Genomic DNA, 19160 nt, shown 5'->3' with positions numbered 1-19160 from the left:
CGCGCCTATCCGCTCGCCCCCTTGCCGCTTTGGGGGCGGCGGCGTAGAACCACGGTCAAACAACGCAGTGGATCAACCGTTTGGCAGATCAGCCCACACCTATGACCGCGCTGTCCGGCACCCGGATGGAACGCGCGGCGCATATCGCTCTGAACAGCTATATCGCAGTGGGTCACCTGTTGCCGGTGCGCCAACGCCTGGCGCTGACCAGTTGGCTGGTGCGGCGTATGATAGCGCCGCGCCTCGGCTGGTTTGATCGCATCGCAGCCAATCTTGACCTCGTCTGGCCAGACCTGTCTGCTGCGCGAAAATCGGAAATCGCCGAGAAATCCATCGACAATCTCGCGCGGGCGCTGATCGAAAACTACTACCCTTCCGAGATGCTCAAACGTGGCGCGGCGTTTCCGGTGAGCGGGCCGGGTCTGCCGATCCTTGAGCAGGCAAAAGCGGACGGCACCCCTGTCATTCTGATCACCGGCCACTACGGCAGTCCCATCTGCGCCCGCGCCGCTCTGGTCGCCCGCGGCTATACCGTGGCAGGGCTGCTGCGCCCAATGTCCAATGCTTTTATGAATGCGCGCTACATCCGGAACTATCGTGAAGTCGGCGAACCGGTGTTCGAACAGGGGCGGCGCGGCACCATCGGTCTCGTCAAACATATCCGCGAAGGCGGGATCGCCGCGATGGCCTTTGACGTGTTCGAATCGTCCGGTGCAATGATCGATTTTCTGGGACACCCTGCGCCCACCGCCACCTCTCCCGCCGATATTGCGCTGAAGACCAAGGCGATCCTGCTGCCGTATTTTGGTGTACGCCGGTCTGACCGCTACGGTTTTGACGCCATCATCGAGGAACCGGTCCCCCATAGCGATCCCGTCACCATGATGACCGAAGTCACCAAACGTCTGGAGGCACGCATTGAAGCCGATCCGGGTCAGTGGATGTGGTCACATCGCCGATGGAAGCCGAAACGCGTCGCCAAACGCATGAGAAAAGCCGCGCAAGCCGCTGATCAGAAGTGATTAATCGATCTGTGCAGCCGCAAGGATCGGACCCGATTTAGGCGCCTGAAGCAGAACCACGACGGGTTCGTTCGCCGCCACGGAAACTTCGGTTTCGAAATCACCGCGCCCATTCCAACGCGCCGCAACATCCCATTCGCGCACGATGTGGGTGTAATTCATGGTACGGCCCGCGTTTTCACCGCGCTTGATGTACACCTCTTCCGCGGGATTGTAGCGAATGACGTGAATGTCGCAAGGCTGGCCATCGGCATCGCCCTGCGCACGGATCACAACCTTATCGCCGCGCCGCTCCACCATCAGTTTCGCAGGGCCAGTCTGGTCCTGATGGCGATCGATCAGGGCCTCAACCTCTTCGGTGCGCGATCCCACGACATCTTCGTAGCCGTTCACCACCATCTGCGGCGTGTAAACCATCTTCCACCCGCGGGCACGGGCATAGCCCTTTTGACGGCGGGTGAATTCGGGCGAGGCGAAACGGTCTTTCCACCCGATATAATCCCAGTAATCCACGTGATACGCCAAGGCGATGACGTCATGACGCTCCCCCAGTTCGGCGAGGAACTTGTCCGCCGGGGGACAGCTCGAGCACCCTTGCGAGGTAAACAATTCCACCACCACAGGGTTGGTGTCGTCGGCGGCTGCAGGCGCTGCGCCCGCCAAGGCTACGCCAAGCCCCATCCAGACCGCTGCCCCGTATGTCAGAATTCCACGCATAAGATTCCGTCTCGCACTTGTCTCGTTGCTTTAGCATCTATCTCTTGCAGAGAGCACAAACCAATCAATCATTTGAGAGAGGATGTGACAAAGAGGAAACGGCAGGCCCGCCCTTGACTGCATACCGTTGCATACCAAATCTAACACAAAGCTTGAGTCGCACCACGCGATGCGTCACGACTTAGGCTGAGACACCCAGATCCGTGGCTTTATCGGAGGCATCCAAATGACCATTACAGTCGGACATGACAGCGCCAAAACGCGCAAGACGCTGACGGTCGGTGACCAGTCGGTCGCTTACTATTCCATCCCCGCCGCAGCAGAGGCCGGGCTTGGTGATTTCACCAAGCTGCCCGCCGCATTGAAGGTGGTGCTGGAGAACATGCTCCGTTTCGAGGACGGCAAAACCGTCACGCTGGACGATATCAAGGCGTTCTCCGATTGGGCCAACAACGGTGGCAAGGGCAACCGCGAGCTGGCCTACCGCCCTGCCCGCGTGCTGATGCAGGATTTCACCGGCGTTCCGGCGGTCGTCGACCTCGCGGCCATGCGCGACGGGATCAAGGCTCTGGGCGGGGACGCGCAAAAGATCAACCCGCTCAACCCTGTGGATCTGGTCATTGACCACTCTGTCATGATCGACGAATTCGGCAATCCGCGCGCGTTCCAAATGAACGTGGATCGCGAATATGAACGCAACATGGAACGCTATACCTTCCTGAAATGGGGCCAGACCGCGTTCAACAATTTCCGCGTTGTGCCTCCAGGCACGGGCATCTGCCATCAGGTGAACCTGGAATACCTCAGCCAGACCGTCTGGACCGATGCGGACCAGAATGGCGAACAGGTGGCCTACCCCGATACGCTGGCGGGCACCGACAGCCACACCACCATGGTCAACGGCGCGGCTGTTCTGGGCTGGGGTGTCGGCGGGATCGAGGCCGAGGCCGCCATGCTGGGCCAGCCGATCTCCATGCTGATCCCCGAAGTCATCGGCTTCGAGCTGACCGGCAAGATGGTCGAAGGCACAACCGGCACGGATCTGGTGCTCAAGGTGGTGGAAATGCTGCGCGCCAAGGGGGTGGTCAGCAAGTTCGTCGAATTCTACGGCGACGGGCTGGACAACCTGCCGCTGGCCGATCGCGCGACCATTGCCAACATGGCACCTGAATACGGCGCGACCTGTGGCTTCTTCCCGATCGACAATGAAACCCTGCGCTACCTGCGCAACACAGGCCGCGACGAGGACCGCATCGCGCTGGTCGAGGCCTACGCCAAGGCCAACGGCATGTGGCGCGACGAAAACTACGCGCCCATCTATACCGACACGCTGTCGCTGGACATGGGGACGATTGTGCCCGCCATTTCCGGCCCGAAGCGCCCGCAGGATTACATCGCGCTGGACAAGGCGGCCAAGACCTTTGCCGAATACGTCAAGGGCGTGCGCGAGGGTCAGGATGGCACCGCCAAGGAAGAGGTCCGCTGGGAGGGCGAAGGCGGCGCGCCGGAACCGCGCGAGATCCCCGGCGACGAGGGCAACCACAAACGTGGCTATGTGGAAACCGATGATGGCCACTATCAACTTCATGACGGGTCCATTGTGATCGCCTCGATCACCTCCTGCACCAACACATCGAACCCCTACGTCATGATCGGCGCGGGTCTGGTGGCGCGCAAAGCGGCGGCACTGGGGCTGAACCGCAAACCCTGGGTGAAAACCTCGCTCGCACCGGGATCGCAGGTCGTCTCCGCCTATCTGGAGGCCGCAGGCCTGCAGGAAGACCTCGACAAGATCGGCTTCAACCTTGTGGGCTATGGCTGCACCACCTGTATCGGCAACTCCGGCCCGCTGGACGCGCCGATTTCCAAGGCGATCAACAAATACGACCTGATCGGCACCTCTGTTCTGTCGGGCAACCGCAACTTTGAAGGCCGGATTTCCCCGGATGTGCGCGCCAACTATCTGGCTTCGCCGCCGCTGGTCGTGGCCTATGCGCTGGTGGGTGACATGAATGTCGACATCACCAAGGACCCGCTGGGCCAAGACAAGGACGGCAACGACGTCTACCTCAAGGACATCTGGCCGTCGCAGGCCGAAATCGCGGAGCTGGTCGAACAGACCGTCACCCGCGAGGCGTTCCAGTCCAAATATGCCGATGTGTTCAAAGGCGATGACAAATGGCAGGGCGTCGAGGTCCCGCAACAGGAGACCTATGACTGGCCGTCCACATCGACCTACATCCAGAACCCGCCCTATTTCCAAGGCATGGGCAAGGACAAAGGCGCCATCACCAACGTCGAGGGCGCGCGCGTTCTGGCCATGCTGGGGGATATGATCACCACGGACCACATCTCGCCCGCGGGTTCGTTCAAGGAAACCACCCCCGCAGGCATCTACCTGACAGAACGTCAGGTGCCCCTGCGCGAGTTCAACTCATACGGGTCGCGTCGTGGCAACCACGAGGTGATGATGCGTGGCACCTTCGCCAATATCCGTATCAAGAACGAGATGCTCGACGGCGTCGAAGGCGGCTACACCAAAGGCCCCGATGGCGAACAGATGTCGATCTATGACGCTGCCATGGCCTATCAGGAACAGGGCACGCCGCTGGTGATCTTTGGTGGCGAACAGTATGGCGCGGGCTCGTCGCGGGACTGGGCGGCGAAAGGCACCGCATTGCTGGGCGTCAAAGCGGTGATCGCCGAAAGCTTCGAGCGTATCCACCGCTCCAACCTTGTGGGCATGGGCGTGATCCCGTTCGAATTCACCGGCGGTGACACCCGCAAATCTCTGAACCTCACAGGGGCAGAGACGGTGGACATCAAGGGCCTCGACGATGTGAAACCGGCGCAGGACACCCCCTGCACCATCACCTACGCCGATGGCAGCACCAAGGACATCACCCTGAAATGCCGCATCGATACGGCGATCGAGGTGGAATACGTCGAACACGGTGGCGTGCTGCATTACGTGCTGCGCAACCTCGCACAGGATCCGGCCATTGCGGCCGAATGAGTCGGCATCCCGTAGGTCGGGGCTATTGCCCCGACCCGCCAAAAGGCGCCCCTCACAAGGGGCGTCTTTTTGATTCCGGGTCAGGCATTCCAGACCTGCCAAGGCCTTCTGTCAAAGTTATTGTGAAGCGGCAAACCAGCCGTTGGCAGCAGATCGCCCATTTCGGCAAGCTGCGGCGCTGTTTTGCGCAATTTTGGACGTATTCGATTTCAATGGGGATCATTTCCTGACGGTTCCCCTGTCATTTGCCCGCGACAGGCCCCATTTATTTTTTACAGAGGCCAAGAATGGCCCAGCATAGCGAGGCAAGCATGAAGGTTATTACAGTTATCCAGGCAGGTGTTCTTTTGCTTTTGGCAGTGTTTGGCGCCTACGCCAGCACGACCACGACCCAGCCCACGGTTCATTGCCCACAAAGCATGGTCGAGACGGTCTGCGATCTCTAAGGCGAAAACGGCCCCGATCACGGGGCCGGATTTCTGTATAGGCAGGTTATTCCTGAGCGGCCAATGCGGCCTCCAGCGCGGGCACAAACCGTTGTTCATAGTCAGAGCCCACCAGCGGGCCTACGAACTTGAACAAAACCGTCCCATCGCCATCCAGAATGAACGTCTCCGGCGGGCCGGTGACTCCCCATTCGATCGCCGAACGCCCCGCCGGATCAAAGGCAACCGCTGCAAAGGGGTTGCCATCCTCTGCCAGATAGGCGCGCGCGTTCTTTTCGATATCCTTGAAATTCACCCCGACGACATGCAGCCCCTCGGCCTGCATTTCCAACAGGCGCGGATGTTCCACCCGACAGGGCGGACACCACGAGGCCCAGAAATTCACGATTGTTACCTCGCCTGCGGCCAGCACCTCGGGCGTGATCGGGGGATAGCCGTCCAGCGCGGTCTCGGTCATGGGCGGCGCGGGTTGGCCGGTGAACATGCTCTCCAGATCATCCGCCCCCTCGCGCCCCAGGCCGAAATAGGCCAGCGCGCCGAAGGCTGCAAAGATCGCAGGCGGCAGGATCATCAGCGGCGACACCTTAGCCATTCTTGCGCTCCTCCACCTTTTGCAGCGCACGGCGCACCTGTGCCGCGCGGCGCAGCGAGACCGCAATGAACACCACCAGCAGTCCCAAAGAGACCGCATAAGACATCAGAACCTCAAAGGCGTATTTCCCAAGATCGGGCATCATGCCATCCGCTCCCTTGCCACAAGCGCCCTTGTCCGGCGGGCGCGAATCTCCGTTTGTGTGCGCAGCAGAACCAGCGCCACGAACAACAGCGCAAAGCCCGCCATGCAGATGAACAGCGGCACGGCGAAAACATTTGATACCCGTTCTTCCGTATCGCCCGCCAAAGCGCCCGCCCGCATGACAGACGCCCCCTGATGCAGACCCTGATTCCAGAAATTCACCGCATAGCGCGACAGCACCGCAAACACCGATCCCACCAGACACAGGATAGAGGTCAGGTCAGCCGCGGTGTCATCGGTCTCGATCGCCTCCCACAGGGCCATGTAGCCGAGATAGAACAAAAACAGGATCAGAAAGGACGTCAGCCGCGGGTCCCACGCCCACCACGTCCCCCACATGGGCTGCCCCCAGAACGCGCCGGTCACCAAAGCGATCAAGGTGAACACGGCCCCCACAGGGGCTGCGGCCCGTGCCGCAAGCGCCGAGACATGATGCCGCCGCACGATCCAGACCAATGAGGCCACCAGCATCATCAGCCACGCGTTGATCGCCATCAGGGCTGCGGGCACGTGCAGGTAGATGATCTTGACCGTGGATCCCTGCCGAAAGTCCTCTGGCGTAAAGAAAAATCCCCACACCAACCCGATGCCTAGGCTCAGCGCCGCAAGGCCGGACACCCACGGCAGCAGGCGGTCGGCGGTGCGAATGAATTTCACCGGATTGGCATATTCCCAGATCGACGCCATGTCGGGTGGTCCTTCCTGCGTGTTTCGCGCCCCATACAGCGCAATTCGGCGCGGCGGGCAATAACTTCGTGCCGCGCCCAAAGGCCACGGCCAGCACGGATCAACGTAAATTGATCCGCAGCACGGCGGCGCTGGCAAAGGGCAGCAGAGCCATCACGCCAAAACTGATCCCCGCCAGCATGGCCAATGGCGTGGACACCGCCAACCCTTCGGCACCGCGGCGGGCCACCTCTGCACCGAAAATCAACGTTGGCACATACAGTGGCAGCACCAGAAGGCTCAGCAGCATGCCCCCGCGTTTCAGCCCCACGGTCAGCGCAGCCCCAAAGGTGCCGATCACCGACAAGGCAGGCGTGCCCAGACCGAGGCTGACAAAAATCCACAAAAACCCGTCGATGGGCAGGTTCAGCAAAACCCCCAGCACCGGCGCGACCATCACCAGTGGCAGTCCCGTGGTGATCCAATGCGCTAAGGCTTTGACCGCGACAATGCCCTCCATTGGCAGCGGGGCCGTGGCCAACAGATCAAGCGAGCCGTCCTCCCAATCCAGCGCAAGGATGCGATCGAGCGACAGCAAACAGGCCAACAACGCACCGATCCACAGCACACCCGGCGCAATGCGACCCAGCAAATCAGGCGCGGGGCCAACCCCGAAAGGCACCAGAACCGTCACGATCAGAAAGAACGCAAGCCCGAGGCCAAAGCCCCCGCCCGCGCGCACCGCAAGCCGCAGATCCCGCATCAGCAACGCGATCACAGGAAAGCCTCGTCATCCGCAGCCGCCCGTGGGCGCGCTTTGTACGGTGCCACGTCCAACACATCCGCCTCCAGCCCCAGATCGATATGGGTGGCCATCAAGGCAGCCCCTCCCGCAGACAGGTGGCCGCGCACAGCTTTCGCGAACAACGCCACCGACGCCGCATCCAGCGACACCGTCGGCTCGTCTAGCACCCAGACCGGTCGCCCCGTAACCATCAACCGCGCGAGCCCAAGCCGCCGTTTCTGCCCCGCACTCAGCGATCCCGCCAAACGGTCACGCAAGCCGGACAGATCAAAGCTGCGGATGGCCGTCTCGATGTCGGATGTGCCAAAGACCGACGCCCAGAACTGCAGGTTCTCTTCGACGCTCAGCATGGTTTTCAAACCGTCGGCATGGGCGGCATAGGCGATGCGGTCCCCTGCCCCCTCGATGTCGCCCGACGCCGCCGGTTGCAATCCGGCTATGGTGCGCAACAACGTGGTTTTGCCAGATCCGTTGGGACCGCGCAGCACCAGCGCCGCCCCCTCGCCCAGATCGAAAGACAGCCCCTCGAGCACCGGCAGCCCGCCCCGCGTCACTGTCAGATCCCGGACGCGCAGCACGGCGTTATACCGGCAACACGGCAAGCGCGACGCGCCGCCCTTCGGAAATCAGCACATTGTAGGTCCGGCAGGCGGAGGGGGAGTTCATAACCTCGACCCCCAGCCCCGCCTGTTCCAGCTTCTCGCGCAGCTCTGCAGGCAGAAAGGCAATCTCTGCGCCGGTGCCGACGAACAGCACATCAACCACCCCGACAAAGCCCAGCAGGCTGTCGTGATCCTCCAGACCGCCCCAATCGGCGCGGCCCTTGTCCCACAGCAGCATCGGGCCCTGATGCACCTCGCCCGCGATCCGAAAGAACCCCGGCCCGTAGCCATCCACGGGACGGGCGTCGGTAAAGATCACTTCGTTCAGGCGCATATCAGACCCTCCGCTGTTCAGGCGTCCACATCACCGAATTGCGTGCCCGCGCCACCTTCGGTGGGTTTCGACCAGTCGCGTTTCACCCCAAGGCGCAGCAGCACCGCCGAGGCCACGAAGATCGACGAGTAGGTGCCGACCACAACGCCCCAGATCATCGCAAACACAAAGCCGCGGATCACGTCACCGCCCAAGGCAAACAGCGCAATCAGTGCGATCAGCGTGGTCAGCGATGTCATGATTGTCCGGCTCATCGTCTCGTTGATCGACATCTTCAGGATCTCTTTCAGATCCTTGGATTTGAACCGCACGAGGTTTTCGCGCACACGGTCGAACACCACCACCGTGTCGTTCAGCGAATAGCCCACAATGGTCAGCAAGGCCGCGATGATGGCAAGGTCGAACTTGATCTGCAGCTCGGAGAAGATGCCGATGGTCAAGGCCACGTCATGCACCAGCGCCAAAACCGCGCCGAGCGCGAATTGCCATTCGAAGCGCAGCCAGATGTAGATCAGCACCGCACCGATGGCGAGCGACACAGCCAGCGCCGCCGTCTGGATCAGCTCACCGGACACTTTGGGGCCTACCGATTCAACGGAGATGAACTTGATATCGGGGGCGACCTCGGCCAGCGCGGCCTCGGCGCGATCAATCACATCTGTGCTGACCGCCTCTTCGCCCTCTTGGGCACCGATGCGCACCATGGCCACGAATTGATCGTCACGGAAGGTCGGGTCGAACACTTCGGAGATCACGACATCCGCAAGACCGATCTGGTCAAGCGCGTCGCGGTATTCGCCCACATCCACCGGTGTGGTCGTTTCCGTGCGGATCGTTGTGCCGCCTCGGAAATCGATGCCGTAATTCAGCCCTTGGACAAAGAAGCTGGCCAAGGCGACGACCGCCATGACCGCCGAAATACCAAGCCACAGGCGGGACCGTTTGAAGTAGTCCCAGTTCAGGTCGTCTTTTACCAGTCGCAAACGCATATCAGACCCTGCCTTATACTTCGATGGATTTGGGACGGCGGCGTTCGAACCAGATCACCACCAACAGGCGCGTGACAAAGATCGCCGTGAACACCGAGGTGAGGATGCCGAAGCCAAGCGTGACGGCAAAGCCGCGCACCGGACCGGACCCGATGACATAAAGGATCACCGCCGTGATGAAGGTGGTGATATTGGCGTCAACAATCGCCGACAGCGCCTTTTCATAGCCCAGCTCGATGGCGCGGGCCGGACCTCTGGCGGTCTTCAGCTCTTCGCGGATGCGTTCAAAGATCAGCACATTGGCGTCCACCGCCATGCCGACGGTCAGCACGATGCCCGCAATCCCCGGCAAGGTCAGCGTAGCGCCGATCATCGACAACATCCCGAACAGCAGCGCCACGTTCAGGATCAGCGCGATATTGGCAAAGACGCCGAACAGCCCGTAGCTGGCCACCATGAAGAACAGCACAGCGGCAAAGGCCACAGCGGTGGCAAGCTTGCCCGCGTCGATGCTGTCCTGACCCAATTCGGGGCCGATGGTCCGCTCTTCGAGGAAATCCAGACCGGCGGGCAGCGCCCCTGCCCGCAATAACACGGCCAGATTGGTCGATTCCTCGATGGTGAAATCGCCGGTGATGATACCGGCCCCACCTGCGATGTGGCTTTGGATCACTGGCGCGCTGATCACCTCTTCGTCGAGGACAATCGCAAAGGGCGAGCCGATGTTGGCGGCCGTGTAGTCGCCGAATTTGCGCCCGCCAGCGCCGTTGAACTGGAAGCTCACCGCGGGACGGCCGTTCTGGTCAAAGGTCGGCTGCGCGTTGGTCAGCTCTTCGCCGGTGACCACGGGCGACTGTTCGAGAATGTAGAACAGCCCCTCATCGTCGAGCGAGGGCAGGATCTCGTTGCCGGCACCGGGTGATTCGTTGCCATTGGTCGTGCGGCTCACCACCGGCTGAAAGGTCAGCTGCGCCGTGGTGCCGATGATCTCTTTCAGCTCGGCAGCCGATCCGATGCCCGGCACCTGAATAAGGATACGGTCCGCGCCTTGACGCTGGATCGTAGGCTCGCGCGTGCCCACCTCGTCGATGCGGCGGCGGATGATTTCCAGCGATTGCTGCATCGTGCGGTCATCGGTGGCCTGCTGTTCCGCTTCGGTCAGCGCGATCACCAATTCGTCGCCTTCGCCACGGGCCTCGAAGTCATGGGTGCCCGCGCCTGTGATGGACACCACAGGCTGGCGCAGCGTGTTCACCAGTTCGATGGCGCGCGGCATGGCCTCGGGGTTGGAGACAAGCCGCACGCGTAGCTCGCCCTGATCCACCGCGGCGGAATTCCAGCGGATGGTGCCGACCTCGTCACGTTCGGCACGCAACACGCGCAGAACCTCGGGCCAGAGCGACTCCATCCGTGATTTATAGACGTCTTCGGTGCGCACTTCGGCCAGAAGATGCGCACCGCCCCGCAGATCGAGACCCAGATTGACCAAACCGGACGGCAGGAAAGACGGCCAGGCCGCCTCTGCCGCGCGGTTTTCGCTGGTGTCAGCCCCGCTTTCGATGGCCTTTACGGCGTCGTTGTGCATTTCCACCCGCGGGTAGAACACGTTCGGCAAAGCAAGAAGAAGGCCCACCACAACGGTGAGCCAAATCAGCCAGCGTTTCCAGGCATCGATCTGCAACATGGTCTATCAGCCTTCGGCAGGTTCGGTCTTGGATTTCACCGTGGCGATGGTCGAGCGCATGACGCGCACTTTCACACCTTCGGCGATCTCGATTTCAAGCTCGTTGTCGTCCTTGACCTTGGCCACCTTGCCGATGATGCCGCCTTGGGTGATGACGATATCGTTGCGGCGGATCGCCTCGATCATCGCCTTATGTTCTTTCATCTTCTTTTGCTGCGGGCGGATGAGAAGAAAGTACATGATCGCGAAGATCAGGCCCATCATCACAAAAGAGGAAAGGGTCTGCTGGTCCATGGGATGCTCCTTGTTCTTTGGTTGTCTGGTGCAGCTCGACGGGGCATCCCCCGTTAAATTGCGCGATACCTAAGCGCCCCACGCGCCGGATGCAAGGTATCGGCGCTGCGGCAGCATGACATGTGGATTGTTGGACGCGCGGCGATAAGCTGCTGCCATGCTGCGTTTGCTGTTGTTTTTGATCTGCCCTGCCGTGGCCTGTGCAGAGGACGCCGTCGGGCGGCTGAACATCGCGGGCTATCGCCACCGCGAAATGTGTTCGGCCACGCTGGTGGCGCCGGACCGCGCGTTGACGGCGGCGCATTGTGTTGCAACCGTTGCGGACGGGTACCTCAAACGCATTGCGGATATGACCTTTGTTGCGGGCTGGGACGGCACGGACCATGCGGGCTCTGCGCGGATCACCGCCATCGATATGCATCCCGACGCTTTTGCTGACGGGCGGTTCGACTTGCGCCATGATCTCGCACTTGTGCGCTTGGACCGCGCGCTGTCACCGCCGCCCCGACCAATTGCCAAGGCCGACGCCACCGGCCCTTTCACCTTGATCGGGTATCGCCGCTCTGCCCCGCATCGGCAGACCGAAACGCCCTATTGCTATGGCGCGCCGGCCTCTGGGCTGTGGCGCATTCGCTGTCGGGTCGAGCCGGGCCAATCCGGCGGGGCGGTTCTATCAGACAACGGGGATCTGGTTGCCACGATTGTGGCCGTCACCGAGGAAGAGGCGCTGGTCGTTCCGGTGGACGACTGGCTGCAGCGCGCCTTGCGGGATTAGGCCGACCGCGCAACCAAGACACGCACATTGCCCGCCAGATCGCGGGCGAGCGCGTGGGAAAAGACGACCGTATCGCGGCCCGCCAGCGTCAATACCGCCCCGCGATCCTCATCACGCCACTCCGGGCTGGGCACTGCCCCGTCAGCGTCCAGCAAGGTCGGATCATAAATCAGGATCTCCACCGTTTCATCCGGTTCGATATCCGTGATCACCACCGGCGCGTCGTCCTCGGCGTCGTGGATATTGGTGAAAAAGTCCACGCCCGCGCCACCTGTCAGGGTATCGCCGTCGTCCCCCACCAGCCAGTCATCACCCGCCCCGCCAGACGCATCGTCTGGCGCAAAGGGCGTGCCGGGATGCAAGTCAACCGTGCTGATACTGTCATCGCCCCCATCACCGGACACCACATTCGCGCCTCCAGTGGCAAAGATCCGGTCGTCGCCCGCCCCGCCGGACAGGGTGTCGTTCCCGAAATCGGGATTGATCCAGCCCCCCTTCCCCTGCTGCACCTCGCGGTCCCACGGGTGGTCGGAAATTGTGTCATTACCGCCCCCCGCGCGCACAACATCATTGCCGTAATGCGGCAGAATAACCTCTGCCGCGTTGGAGCCATCGATCACATCATCCCCTCGGCTGCCCGCGATGGTGTCATCGTCACGGATGACGTCCTCCCCCGGTTCCGGGACGTCTTCGACAGCGGATTGAATGGCCATCAGAACCATCGTCCCGACGACCGCCAGCAGGCCGAACCCCATGGCGATGCTCCTTGATCTGGCCGGTGGCCTCATACACCGGCTGTGGACGCAGTATGCCCGCGACCCCCAAACATCCCGTTAAGCCGGAAAAACACCGTTGCCAAAGGCGAAACGCTGCCGCCGCTCGCCCCTACCCTCCTGCGCAAAGATGGGGCATAAGCGTCGCGACTCGCAGACCAGACCAAGGAGAAAGAGATGCACGACATCCGCGCCATCCGCGAAAACCCCGCCGCATGGGATGCGGCGCTCTCTCGTCGCGGGGACAAGGCGATGTCCTCCGAGGTTCTGGCCCTTGACGAACAGCGCCGCGCCGCAATCCTTGCCGCCGAGACGGCACAGGCCGAGCAAAACAAGGCGTCCAAGGATGTGGGCCGCGCCAAGGCCAGCGGTGATGAGGCGGAGTTTCAACGCCTGCGCAGCCTTGTGGGCGAGAAGAAGGCCGAAGTCGCCGAAATGAACGAAAAGGCGAAGGCGCTGGATGCACAGCTGACCGATCTGCTGATGGGCATCCCCAACCTGCCACTGGAGGATGTCCCTGCCGGCGAAAACGAAGACGACAATGTCGAGATCAAGCGCTGGGGCGAACCGCGCGCGCTGGATTTCACGCCGAAGGAACACTACGAGCTGGCAGGCGTCGTCCCCGGCATGGATTTTGAAACCGCAGCCAAGCTGTCGGGCGCGCGTTTTGTAGTGCTCAAAGGGGCGGTCGCGCGGATCAGCCGCGCTCTGACGCAGTTCATGCTCGACACCCATGTCGACGAACACGGGCTGACCGAAACCTGGACCCCGGTTCTGGTGCGCCCCGAGATGATGTACGGCACGGGGCAGCTGCCCAAATTCGGCGAAGACAGCTATGAGACCACAAATGGCTGGTGGCTGATCCCCACCTCCGAGGTCACGCTGACCAACACCGTCAACGGCGAAACCGTCGATGCCGCAAGCCTGCCGCACCGGATGGCGGCCTATTCGCAGTGCTTCCGCTCCGAGGCAGGCAGCGCAGGCCGTGACACCGCAGGGATGCTGCGCCAGCACCAGTTCGAAAAGGTCGAAATGGTCACGATCTGCCACCCCGACGAGGCGATCAACGAACATGACCGCATGACCGGCTGCGCCGAGGCGATCCTTGAAAAACTGGGGCTGCCCTACCGGACCGTTGTGCTGTGCACAGGCGACATGGGCTTTGGCGCGCAGAAAACCCACGACATCGAAGTCTGGCTGCCCGGGCAGAACAGCTACCGCGAGATTTCCTCGGTGTCGACCTGTGGCACCTTTCAGGCACGCCGCATGAATGCCCGTTTCAAACCGGCAGAGGGTGGCAAGCCCGAATTCCTCGCCACGCTGAACGGCTCGGGTCTGGCCGTGGGCCGCTGCCTGATTGCCGTGTTGGAAAACGGGCAGCAGGCGGATGGGTCGGTTGATTTGCCCGCCGTGCTCCACCCCTATCTGGGGGGCAAAACACGTCTGACAGCCGAAGGCACATTGGCCTGACACCCCCTTCCCCGTGGCGCGCGCAGGGCGGGCCACGGGAACCGCATTGGCGGGCTCACGTTGACATCCCGCCAGCGCTGACCAAAATTGGTGCCGCAGCGCAGCAATGCGCACAGTTACGAAACACCGGAGAAGCCGCGATGACGAACCGCCTTTGGGCCTATGTAACTTTGTTGGCCACGGCAGCCTTCATCGCGTCCTACTTTGTGGTGCCGGATTTCAACGGGTTCACAGCCGATCAATTCCCTGTCGTCATCGAGGAACCGCCCGTCCAGCCCTCGGGCTATGCCTTTGCGATCTGGGGGGTAATCTACGTCTGGCTCGTGATCGCGGCCGTGATGGGTGCCCTGCGCCGTGCGGATGATCCCGATTGGGCCGACTACCGCCCGTGGATGAGCCTGAGCCTCGCGCTTGGCGCCTTCTGGTTGCCGCTGGCGTCGGTGTCGCCGGTGCTGTCGGTGCCTTTGATCTTTGCCATGCTCTGGGCCGCGTTGCGGGCAGTGTTCCGCGTGGGTGTCACGGACCGCTGGCTGCAGCAGGCCCCTGTGGCGATCTATGCAGGCTGGCTGACCGCCGCCGCCTGTGTCGGGCTGGGTGTGGTTCTGGGCGGTTACGGCATTCTGCCACCGACGCCTGCCGCCCTGCTGTGTCTCGTCCTCGCACTGGCCATTGCGCTGGTGGTACAATACCGGCTGCACCGCGCGCCGGAATACGGGGTGACGGTGATCTGGGCGCTGGTTGGCGTGATCGTGCAGAACACCAATCCGCTGAACGCCGCCGTGGTGGGCTTGAGCGTCATTGGCATCCTCGCAATCCTCGGACTGCGCAGCACCGACACCGAGTAACCCCCTGTTCACATGGAAAAAGGCGCTGATGTCCCGCGACACCAGCGCCTTTTTCATGACGTGCAACCGTGGTCGCTTAGTCCTTTTTCTTCTGCAGCTTGCCCAAGTGTTTGCCCAAGGCGCCCGGCTTTTTGGGGCGGCGGCCTTTGAACGGGTTCTTGTCCGCCTGCCCGCGCATGTGCAGCCGGATCGGCGTGCCCGGCATGTCAAAGTCCTCGCGCAGGCCGTTGACCAAATAGCGCGAATAGCTCTCGGGCAGCTTGTCAGGGTGCGAACACATTACCACGAACCCCGGCGGGCGCGTTTTGGCCTGCGTCATGTAGCGCAGTTTGATGCGTTTGCCCTGCGGTGCGGGCGGCGGGTGACGGGTGATCATCGCATCCAGCCAGCGGTTCAGCTGCCCCGTGGGCACGCGGCGGTTCCACGTCACATAGGCCTTCATGATGGCCTCTTGCAGCTTGTCCAGCCCCTTGCCGGTGCGGGCCGAGACTGTCACCAAAGGCGCGCCGCGCAGCTGAGGCAGCACATGCTCGAACTGCTCGCGCAGCCATTTGAGCTTTTCCTGCTTCTCGCCCTCGATGTCCCATTTGTTCACAGCCACGACCACGGCACGGCCTTCGCGTTCCGCAAGGTCCGCGATCTTGAGGTCCTGCGTTTCAAACGGGATGGCCGCGTCGAGCAGGATCACCACGACTTCGGCGAATTTGACAGCACGGATGCCGTCCGAGACCGACAGTTTTTCCAGCTTTTCCTGCACCTTGGCACGACGCCGCATGCCTGCGGTGTCAAAGATCCGCATCGGCACGCCGTTCCAGTCATGCGACAGTGAAATCGCATCGCGGGTGATCCCTGCCTCCGGTCCGGTCAGCAGACGGTCCTCGCCGATGATCTGGTTGATCAGGGTCGATTTGCCCGCATTCGGGCGACCGACCACAGCAATCTGCAAGGGTTTGTCCACGGTGGGCATGGGAATGGCGGTTTCATCCGCCTCCTCTGCCTCGTCCTCTGTCAGGGAGACATCGGTGGCCGGCGCATCCGCCTCAGCCCGCTCGGTGTATTCCTCGGCCAGCGGCTGCAGCATCGCATAGAGATCCGCCATCCCCTCGCCGTGTTCTGCGGACAGGCGCAAGGGCTCACCAAGGCCAAGCTCATAGGCTTCGAACACGCCTGCGTCGGCGGCGTTGCCCTCTGCCTTGTTGGCGGCAAGGATCACATGCTTGGCGCGTTTGCGCAGGATCTCGGCGAACACGCGATCATCGGGCAGCAGGCCCGTGCGCGCATCCACGATAAACAGGCAGATATCCGCCATATCCACCGCGCGTTCGGTCAGGCGGCGCATGCGCGCGGGCAGCGAATCATCGGTCTCGTTTTCCAGACCGGCTGTGTCGATCACGGTAAACCGCAGGTCGGCCAGACGCGCGGCCCCCTCGCGCAGGTCACGTGTCACACCGGGTTGGTCATCGACCAACGCCAGACGGCGGCCTACAAGGCGGTTGAACAGGGTCGATTTGCCCACATTGGGGCGACCGACGATGGCGAGAGTGAAAGACATTGGAAACGGCTCCGCGGATCAAGCCGCGCATCTAGCGCATTTTCACGCGCGGCGAAAGCCCCCGCGCGCCAATGGATGTCCACGCCCTTAGCGGTAGGCGTGAAGGACACCTTTTTTGGACACGACATACAGCGTGTTGCCTGCAACCACGGGGCGCGTCGTCGCACCGCCGGGGATCTCGATGCTGGCCACTTGCGCGCCGCTGGCGGGATCAAATCCGCGCAGCTGCCCGTCAGAGCCTGCCACCCACAAACGCCCCCCCGCCATCACGGGGCCTAGGTTGGCATAGGCGTCGGCGCGGCGTTTGTTCGGACGGCGTGTGGGTTTGTAACCGGGCAAGTCGATTTCCCAGACCGGCGTGCCGGTGTTGGCGTTCAGCCGCACAAGCTGGTGGCGGTCAGAAACGAAGAATACGCTATCGCCCGCAGGCCAGAGCGGTCCCAGAGCGCCATATTCCGCCGACCAAAGCCGCTCGCCATCATACAGGGTAAAGGCCGCGACGCGCCCCGAATGGTTGCCCGCATAGACCGTGCCGCCGGAAATCAGCGGATCGCCGGTGATGTCGTCGATGCCCGCCACGGTCACACCGTTGCGGCGCCCCACCAGTTCCGTGCTCCACAGCCGCAGACCACCCTCGCGAAAGGCGCCTTGGATCGTGCCGTTGCCAAAGGCAAAGACCACATGCTGGTCGCCCACTGCAGGCGCGGGCGCACCGGCCACGTTGTTGACGTCGCCCTGCCCTTCCATCTGCCAGCGCACGCGGCCTGTGTCGGCCTCGATCGCCCAACCGGTGGTATCGCCGGAAACGATATAAACCAGACCGTCCGCATAGCTTGGCGCACCGGTCGCGGTCCCGCCAAGCTTTTGCGTCCAAAGCTCGGCCCCCGTCGCGGGGTCAAGCGCCACCACCTCGCCGTAGCCGGAAGCGACGAACAGCGCATTGCCGCCACGGGCCAGACCACCGCCTTGGGTGACGGCAGCGCCTTCGCGGGCCGGGGTCAGATCCACGGACCACAATGCCTCGCCATTCGCAGCGGTGGCACGCACCACGGATTGGGAATCCATCGTGTAGATGCGGCCATCGGCCACCACGGGATCGGCATTCAGACGGGTCCGGCGCGTGTCGCCCGTCCCGATGGACGTGGCAAACAAGGGCTGGGGCACCGCAGACAGGGCCGCGTTGGACACGCGCACACCGGGGCTGACCGGGCTTTGCGCCCATGATGCGTTGGACACCGCCGCCGGAACGGACAGCGGCAAGGATTGGTTAACGACCTCTGCCGCATCCGTGCCCGCGCGGGTTTCCAGAACCTCGCGCACGTTCAATCGCTCGCCGGGCAGGATGGGATCACGTTCGCTACAGCCCGCCAAAGCAAGAATGCCAAGCGTTGTCAGGATGGTTGCCTTGCGCTGCATAGTGTTACCTCTTCCAGCCCGTCGGACCCTATTGCCGGTCCTTGATATTTGGGGGCGGCGGAGCCAGCCCGCCTGCCCGTTGGCATTGGCTTATGCCTGTTCCGGCAGATCGCCACCCAGCGCCACAATCAACTGAGTTGCGCGACGACGCAAGCCTGTGCTGACTTCGGCGTCCGCCACGATGGCGGTCAGACGCATCAGCGCGGCGTCGGTGTCGCCCGCCTCGATCTCGATCAGGGCGAGCTGTTCCTCTGCCAAAAGGCGCAGGGGTTGGCCCGCAACCGAAAGGCTTTCAAAGCCCGCGCGGCGGTCCTCAGCCGACAGGACAGACGCGCCCAAGGTCAGCGCCTTGTACTGTGCGATCTGGCGGTAAATGCCTTCGACACCGTCATCTTCTGCGATAGCTTGCAGGCGGTTGACAGCGGCATCGGTATCGCCTGCTTCGGCCAGCGCCTCGGCGGCGAGCATTTGCGCCAACGCCCGCGCACCCGGCGTCTCGGCAGAGACCGCGTCCAATGCCTCGGCCTGTGCGGTGCTATCGGGTTCGGATAAAGCCGCCAGAACCTGATCGCCCAAAGCTTCAGCCGCGGCGCGATCCTGCGCTTTGCGATACTCGCTCCAGGCGGTGCCGCCCACCAGCACGACCACGGCCACCACAGCAATCCAGCCGTATTTGCGCATCTGCGCATACAGACGGTCGCGTTTGACCTCTTCGGTCACCTCATCGATGAAACTGTCGGTATCGCTCACATGCGCCCCCCGTAGAATTTGCTTCTCCTTACAGGCTGGCCGTGGGCTTGCCAACACCTGCAGGCCAGATCGTCCGCCATAGGCGATGCCCTGCGCTGTGCCAGAAAGGACCGACAATTGGGACAATCCGGCTCAACCTGCCCGCTTTCATGCACAATCGCCCCATGAGGCTTGCGGCAATACAAAACGCTGCCTAGACATTTGGGTG

20 protein-coding genes are annotated in these 19160 nt (G+C 62.4%); 6 read left to right on the top strand and 14 right to left on the bottom strand.

The features are described 5' to 3' along the window. Positions 1 to 101 precede the first annotated feature (101 nt). Positions 102 to 1022: a lysophospholipid acyltransferase family protein gene (locus ACN5AZ_RS00445; RefSeq protein ID WP_419426875.1), complete on the top strand. Its 921-nt coding sequence runs from the start codon at positions 102 to 104 to the stop codon at positions 1020 to 1022. Here the strand turns inward: ACN5AZ_RS00445 and ACN5AZ_RS00440 are convergent, their stop codons facing one another. Next, positions 1023 to 1739 (bottom strand): DUF1223 domain-containing protein, encoded by a 717-nt coding sequence (locus ACN5AZ_RS00440; protein WP_419426874.1) that lies wholly within the window; start codon positions 1737 to 1739, stop codon positions 1023 to 1025. Positions 1740 to 1965: 226 nt separating this feature from the next. On the opposite strand from ACN5AZ_RS00440, the gene acnA reads away from it, so the two are divergent. Both acnA and ACN5AZ_RS00430 read left to right on the top strand, forming a co-directional pair. Continuing rightward, positions 1966 to 4755 (top strand): aconitate hydratase AcnA, encoded by a 2790-nt coding sequence (gene acnA, locus ACN5AZ_RS00435; RefSeq protein WP_419426873.1) that lies wholly within the window; start codon positions 1966 to 1968, stop codon positions 4753 to 4755. A gap of 287 nt (positions 4756 to 5042) precedes the next feature. Continuing rightward, entirely contained in the window at positions 5043 to 5201 is a 159-nt protein-coding gene (locus ACN5AZ_RS00430; RefSeq protein ID WP_419426872.1) for a hypothetical protein, read from the top strand. A 46-nt stretch (positions 5202 to 5247) separates the two neighbouring features. Here ACN5AZ_RS00430 and ACN5AZ_RS00425 read toward each other — a convergent pair whose 3' ends face one another. From ACN5AZ_RS00425 to yajC, 9 genes are all read right to left on the bottom strand, one after another. After that, positions 5248 to 5793 (bottom strand): DsbE family thiol:disulfide interchange protein, encoded by a 546-nt coding sequence (locus ACN5AZ_RS00425; RefSeq protein ID WP_419426871.1) that lies wholly within the window; start codon positions 5791 to 5793, stop codon positions 5248 to 5250. After that, positions 5786 to 5938, bottom strand: coding sequence for a heme exporter protein CcmD (gene ccmD / locus ACN5AZ_RS00420; RefSeq protein ID WP_419426870.1), 153 nt, complete (start codon positions 5936 to 5938; stop codon positions 5786 to 5788). Before ccmD ends, ACN5AZ_RS00425 begins: the two co-directional genes overlap by 8 nt. Next, a complete protein-coding gene (locus tag ACN5AZ_RS00415) occupies positions 5935 to 6684 on the bottom strand; it encodes a heme ABC transporter permease (RefSeq protein ID WP_419426869.1) in 750 nt (249 codons plus the stop codon). The genes ccmD and ACN5AZ_RS00415 overlap by 4 nt, the downstream gene beginning before the upstream one ends. A 100-nt stretch (positions 6685 to 6784) precedes the next feature. Beyond that, a complete protein-coding gene (ccmB, locus tag ACN5AZ_RS00410; RefSeq protein WP_419426868.1) occupies positions 6785 to 7441 on the bottom strand; it encodes a heme exporter protein CcmB in 657 nt (218 codons plus the stop codon). After that, complete coding sequence (gene ccmA, locus ACN5AZ_RS00405; RefSeq protein WP_419426867.1) at positions 7438 to 8046, bottom strand: heme ABC exporter ATP-binding protein CcmA; 609 nt, start codon at positions 8044 to 8046, stop codon at positions 7438 to 7440. The genes ccmB and ccmA overlap by 4 nt, the downstream gene beginning before the upstream one ends. A 4-nt stretch (positions 8047 to 8050) precedes the next feature. Beyond that, positions 8051 to 8404, bottom strand: a complete 354-nt coding sequence (locus ACN5AZ_RS00400) for an Mth938-like domain-containing protein (protein WP_419426866.1) — start codon at positions 8402 to 8404, stop codon at positions 8051 to 8053. Between the two features lie 17 nt (positions 8405 to 8421). Continuing rightward, positions 8422 to 9393 (bottom strand): protein translocase subunit SecF, encoded by a 972-nt coding sequence (secF, locus tag ACN5AZ_RS00395; protein ID WP_419426865.1) that lies wholly within the window; start codon positions 9391 to 9393, stop codon positions 8422 to 8424. A 13-nt stretch (positions 9394 to 9406) separates the two neighbouring features. Next, positions 9407 to 11077 (bottom strand): protein translocase subunit SecD, encoded by a 1671-nt coding sequence (secD, locus tag ACN5AZ_RS00390; RefSeq protein WP_419426864.1) that lies wholly within the window; start codon positions 11075 to 11077, stop codon positions 9407 to 9409. Between the two features lie 6 nt (positions 11078 to 11083). Next, positions 11084 to 11371 (bottom strand): preprotein translocase subunit YajC, encoded by a 288-nt coding sequence (gene yajC / locus ACN5AZ_RS00385; protein ID WP_419426863.1) that lies wholly within the window; start codon positions 11369 to 11371, stop codon positions 11084 to 11086. A gap of 157 nt (positions 11372 to 11528) precedes the next feature. Between yajC and ACN5AZ_RS00380 the strand changes: the two genes are divergently transcribed. Next, entirely contained in the window at positions 11529 to 12146 is a 618-nt protein-coding gene (locus ACN5AZ_RS00380; protein ID WP_419426862.1) for a trypsin-like serine peptidase, read from the top strand. On the opposite strand, the gene ACN5AZ_RS00375 is transcribed toward ACN5AZ_RS00380, so the two are convergent. Continuing rightward, on the bottom strand, positions 12143 to 12901 hold the full coding sequence (locus tag ACN5AZ_RS00375; RefSeq protein WP_419426861.1) for a calcium-binding protein: 759 nt from the start codon (positions 12899 to 12901) through the stop codon (positions 12143 to 12145). The two genes, ACN5AZ_RS00380 and ACN5AZ_RS00375, sit on opposite strands and share 4 nt — an antisense overlap. A gap of 195 nt (positions 12902 to 13096) precedes the next feature. Between ACN5AZ_RS00375 and serS the strand changes: the two genes are divergently transcribed. Together serS and ACN5AZ_RS00365 are read left to right on the top strand one after the other, a co-directional pair. Next, on the top strand, positions 13097 to 14389 hold the full coding sequence (serS, locus tag ACN5AZ_RS00370) for a serine--tRNA ligase (RefSeq protein ID WP_419426860.1): 1293 nt from the start codon (positions 13097 to 13099) through the stop codon (positions 14387 to 14389). A 140-nt stretch (positions 14390 to 14529) separates the two neighbouring features. Beyond that, on the top strand, positions 14530 to 15234 hold the full coding sequence (locus tag ACN5AZ_RS00365) for a hypothetical protein (RefSeq protein WP_419426859.1): 705 nt from the start codon (positions 14530 to 14532) through the stop codon (positions 15232 to 15234). 76 nt (positions 15235 to 15310) lie between these two features. Here ACN5AZ_RS00365 and der read toward each other — a convergent pair whose 3' ends face one another. The 3 genes from der to ACN5AZ_RS00350 form a co-directional block, all read right to left on the bottom strand. Beyond that, on the bottom strand, positions 15311 to 16786 hold the full coding sequence (gene der, locus ACN5AZ_RS00360; RefSeq protein WP_419426858.1) for a ribosome biogenesis GTPase Der: 1476 nt from the start codon (positions 16784 to 16786) through the stop codon (positions 15311 to 15313). A gap of 87 nt (positions 16787 to 16873) precedes the next feature. After that, complete coding sequence (locus tag ACN5AZ_RS00355) at positions 16874 to 18202, bottom strand: PQQ-binding-like beta-propeller repeat protein (protein WP_419426857.1); 1329 nt, start codon at positions 18200 to 18202, stop codon at positions 16874 to 16876. Between the two features lie 90 nt (positions 18203 to 18292). Next, a complete protein-coding gene (locus ACN5AZ_RS00350) occupies positions 18293 to 18952 on the bottom strand; it encodes a tetratricopeptide repeat protein (protein ID WP_419426856.1) in 660 nt (219 codons plus the stop codon). Between the last annotated feature and the right edge of the window lie 208 nt (positions 18953 to 19160).

This window comes from Sagittula sp. SSi028, assembly GCF_048553715.1.
GTDB lineage: Bacteria > Pseudomonadota > Alphaproteobacteria > Rhodobacterales > Rhodobacteraceae > Sagittula.
The sequence above is the reverse complement of the archived record's forward strand: the minus strand, read 5'-3'. Positions and strand labels throughout refer to the sequence as shown.